The organism is Xanthobacter sp. BG11Y11_SDJG (assembly GCF_057364445.1).
Map to the genome: position 1 here is coordinate 1 of NZ_JBNFNU010000401.1, position 3,885 is coordinate 3,885.

Below are 3,885 nucleotides of genomic sequence, written 5' to 3' on the forward strand. Positions count from 1 at the left end.
AGACCGGCGGCGGCAGCCGGCGGCCCTGCGCCCATTCCTGAAGCCACGGTCTTGGCATCCCGCAGGCGGGCGGCGCGGGGCTTCGAGCCGGCCGCGCCACAGCCGCTCCACCAGCGCCTGGGCGGCGTCATAGCCGCCGTCGAGGAACACCGCCGCCACCACGCTCTCGGCCACGTCGGCGAGGATCGCCCGGCGCTTGCTGGCGCCCGACTGGCTCTCGCCGGGGCCGAGGCGGATATGGGCGCCCATCTCCATGTCGGCGGCGACCTCGGCGCAGGCCTCCTCGCGCACCAGCTCGGCGAGCCGGCGCGACAGCTCGCCCTCCTCCGCCTCGGGAAAGGCCTCGTACAGCATGTGCGAGACCACCGAGCCGAGCACATGGTCGCCGAGGAATTCCAGCCGCTGGTAGGAGCGCCGGCGCGGCGCCTCGCCCTTGACCGAGCTGATGTGGGACAGCGCCAGCTCCAGCAGCGCCCGATCCGTGAATCGGTAGCCGATCCGCGCTTCGAGGGCGGCCAGATCGTCGGCGGCGCCGGTCAGTCCACCGTCTTGAACAGCCTGTCCCATCGCACCGTCCAGGGCCAGTTCCACACCTGCCACGCCGCCGCGCCTTCGTCGATCGAGAAGAAGATCACCTGCGCCTTGCCGATCAGATTGTCGAACGGCACGTAGCCCACCTGGCTCAGCACCCGGCTGTCCTGGGAATTGTCGCGGTTGTCGCCCATCATGAAGAAGTGGCCGGGCGGCACGTCGTAGACTGGCGTGTTGTCGTACATGCCGTTGTCGACCAGATCGAGGGTCTCGTAGGAGATGCCGTTGGGCAGCGTCTCGCGCCAGCGCTTCACCAGCACCTTGCGGCCGGAGCCGTCGTCCTCGGTGATGTCGGAGAGGCGCTCGCGCTTCACCGGCACGCCGTTGATGTGGAGCACGCCGCCGATCATCTGGATCTTGTCGCCGGGCAGGCCCACCACGCGCTTGATGTAGTCGGTGGCATTGTCCTTCGGCAGCTTGAACACCACCACGTCGCCGCGCGCCGGGTCGGCGCCGAAGATGCGGCCGGAGAACAAATCGAGCGTGATCGGCAGCGAGAAGCGCGAATAGCCGTAGCTGTATTTGGACACGAACAGATAGTCGCCGATCAGGAGCGTGTCCTTCATGGACCCGGACGGGATGTTGAACGGCTGGAACAGGAAGGTGCGGATCACCAGCGCGATCAGCAGCGCGTGGATGATGACGCGGACGGTCTCAAGGAAGCCGCCCTCTTTCTTCGAATCGCTGGTCGCGGTCATCGAGGATCCAAGTTCATCGAGGGTCCAAATCCATCCAAGGTCGAGGGTGCAACGCGGGGCCGCAAATCAGCCGCGCGCGCAGTGTGCAGCAAACTGCGCCGAAAAGGAGGAGAAGCGGCTGGAAGGCCCTCGCCCGCACGGTCCTCCCCTATAGAGGCTTCGCGACCGGGCGGCAACGCGCGGCGGCGCGGCGATGCATCACCGCGCCATGGCGCGGCCGCCGATGCCGGCCCTGCCGTCCTAGACCTTTGCCGGGGCATCCGCGTCCGCCGGGCTAGCCTCGGCCGCCGGCGCGCGCTGCCAGGGCCAGCGGCCCTCGATCTCGATCTCCAGCGAGAAGGACAGGAAGGTGCGCACCAGAACGATGCCGGCCAGCACCGCCAGACTCTGGAGCGTCGGCTCGATGGCCACCGTGTTGATGATGTCCGCCGCCACCAGGAATTCGAGCCCCAGCAGGATCGCCATGCCGAGAGAGGAGCGGCACTGGCGGAACGAGGCGGCCATGGGCCGGCCGGCCGCCGCGCCCCGCGCCAGCAGCACCAGCGCGGACAGGATGCCGTAGACGATGACGGCGGTGCCGGCCACCTCGATGGCGCGGGTGGTCCAGTGCAGGATTTCGTTGGCGAGCGCGTCCATTCCCCCTCCCCTTCGGCGCCACGATGCCACCGGCCGGCGGGCGGCGGAAGCGCCCGGCGGGTTCAGCCGCGCCGGGGAATTGCGGAGATGATGACCTGCGCCGAGACCAGCGGCCCCTCGTCGGTCATGGTCAAATGGATCACCGCCTCATGCCCTTCGGGCAGCATGGCCGCGAGCCGGCGGCGGCGCCGCCGGTGAGTTCCAGCGTCGGCTGGCCGGTGGGCAGGTTCACCACCCCCATGTCGCGCCAGAACACGCCATGGCTCAGCCCGGTGCCCAGCGCCTTGGCGCAGGCCTCCTTGGCGGCGAAGCGCTTGGCGTAGGTCTCGGCCTTCAGGCGCCGCCGCTCGGCCTTGGCGCGCTCCACCGGGGTGAAAACGCGCTCCAGGAAGCGCGCGCCGAAGCGATCGATGGAACGGGCGATGCGCCGGGCATCCGCGAGGTCCGAGCCGATGCCGAGGATCATGCGGCCGCCCCGTCCGCCGCACTGCGCGCCGCCAGCGCGCGGCCGCGGTCCATGGCCTCGCGCATGCGCCCCACCGCCGCCTCCAGCCCGACGAAGATCGCCTCGCCCACCAAAAAGTGGCCGATGTTCAGCTCCACCACCTCCGGCAGGGCCGAAACCAGAGCCGCGCTGTCATAATCGAGCCCGTGGCCGGCATGGACCTCCAGACCGAGGCCGTGCGCCTCGCGCGCCGCCGCGGCGATGCGCGAGAACTCCGCCTGCGCCTCGGCCGCCCGTCCCTCGGCGCGGGCATCGCACCAGGCGCCGGTGTGCAGTTCGACGATGTCGGCGCCGAGGTCGCGCGCCGCCTGGATCTGGGCCGCGTCCGCCGCCACGAACAGCGACACGCGGATGCCCACCGCCTTCAGCTGCGCGATCCGGGGCTGAAGCTCGGCAAACTGGCCGGCGGCGTCGAGCCCGCCCTCGGTGGTGCGTTCCTCGCGCTTCTCCGGCACCAGGCAGCAGGCGTGCGGGCGGATGCGGCGGGCGATGGCGATCATCTCGTCGGTGGCCGCCATCTCGAAATTGAGCGGGAGGGAGATTTCCGCCTTCAGGCGCTCCATGTCCACGTCGTGGATGTGGCGCCGGTCCTCGCGCAGGTGCGCGGTGATGCCGTCGCCGCCGGCCCGCTGCACCAGGAGCGCGGCGCGCACCGGATCGGGCAGCGTGCCGCCGCGGGCATTCCGCACGTCGCCACATGGTCCACGTTGACGCCGAGCCGGATCGGCCGGATTGCCTGCATGTGAGGTTGCTCCCGGGAAAGGGGCGCGTCAGCCGTTGACGCGCTCGACGCTTGAGACCACCGCCCGCGCTTTCAAGTCCGCGACGATGGCATTGAGATGGCGCAGGTCGAACACCTCCACGTCGATCAGCATCTCCGTGAAGTCGGCCGAGCGGGTGCGCATCTGCAGGCCCTCGATATTGCCGCCGCGATCGCCGATGGCGCCGGCCACCTGGGCGAGCGAGCCCGGCTCGTTGCGCGCCGTGACCATGATCTGCGCCGGGAAGCGCCCGTCCGACAATTCGTCGAGGTCCCAGCGCACATCGAGCCAGTGCTCCGGCTTGTCCTCGAAATTCTGCAGGGCCGGGGACTGGATCGGATAGATGGTGATGCCCTCCCCGGGCGTCAGGATGCCGACGATGCGGTCGCCCGGCACGGCGCCGCCATTGGGCGCGAAGCGCACCGGCAAATCGCCGTTGATGCCGCGGATGGGAATGGCGTCCAGCCGCTCGGCGCTGGCGCCCTCGGGGATCTTGAACTTGAGGTTGTGGGCGCGCTTCAGCTCGAACCAGCCCTCGCCGTTGGGGGCGCGCTCGCCATTGGTGCGCTCGTCGGGGCCGCGGCGGCGCCCCATTCGGGGATAGACCGCGCGCACCAGATCCTCGGGCTTGATCTCGCCGCGGCCGATGGCGGCGAAAGACGTCCTCGGCGGTGGCGCGGGGCGAGGCGCGGCG

4 protein-coding genes and 2 pseudogenes are annotated in these 3,885 nt (G+C 70.3%); all 6 read right to left on the bottom strand.

Annotated features, from left to right (window positions below):
• On the bottom strand, nucleotides 1-567 hold a 567-nt coding region (locus tag AC2W7M_RS21625), incomplete at its 3' end, for a ribonuclease III family protein (protein ID WP_486134817.1).
• Nucleotides 537-1,289, bottom strand: coding sequence for a signal peptidase I (gene lepB / locus AC2W7M_RS21630; RefSeq protein WP_486134819.1), 753 nt, complete (start codon nucleotides 1,287-1,289; stop codon nucleotides 537-539). The genes AC2W7M_RS21625 and lepB, both read right to left, overlap by 31 nt.
• A gap of 240 nt (nucleotides 1,290-1,529) precedes the next feature.
• Nucleotides 1,530-1,925 (bottom strand): DUF1622 domain-containing protein, encoded by a 396-nt coding sequence (locus AC2W7M_RS21635; RefSeq protein WP_486134821.1) that lies wholly within the window; start codon nucleotides 1,923-1,925, stop codon nucleotides 1,530-1,532.
• Nucleotides 1,926-1,987: 62 nt separating this feature from the next.
• Nucleotides 1,988-2,391, bottom strand: a pseudogene (gene acpS, locus AC2W7M_RS21640) (holo-ACP synthase).
• Nucleotides 2,388-3,172 (bottom strand): annotated as a pseudogene (locus AC2W7M_RS21645) (pyridoxine 5'-phosphate synthase). The pseudogenes acpS and AC2W7M_RS21645 overlap by 4 nt, the downstream one beginning before the upstream one ends.
• Before the next feature lie 28 nt (nucleotides 3,173-3,200).
• Nucleotides 3,201-3,885, bottom strand: a 685-nt coding sequence (locus tag AC2W7M_RS21650; protein ID WP_486134823.1) for a RelA/SpoT AH/RIS domain-containing protein, incomplete at its 5' end; no start/stop codon positions are given.

What these genes read in the sequence shown, in the direction of transcription:
- lepB (WP_486134819.1), bottom strand. Translation starts at nt 1,289, where the DNA reads ATGACCGCGACCAGCGATTCGAAGAAAGAGGGCGGCTTCCTTGAGACC.
- AC2W7M_RS21635 (WP_486134821.1), bottom strand. Translation starts at nt 1,925, where the DNA reads ATGGACGCGCTCGCCAACGAAATCCTGCACTGGACCACCCGCGCCATC.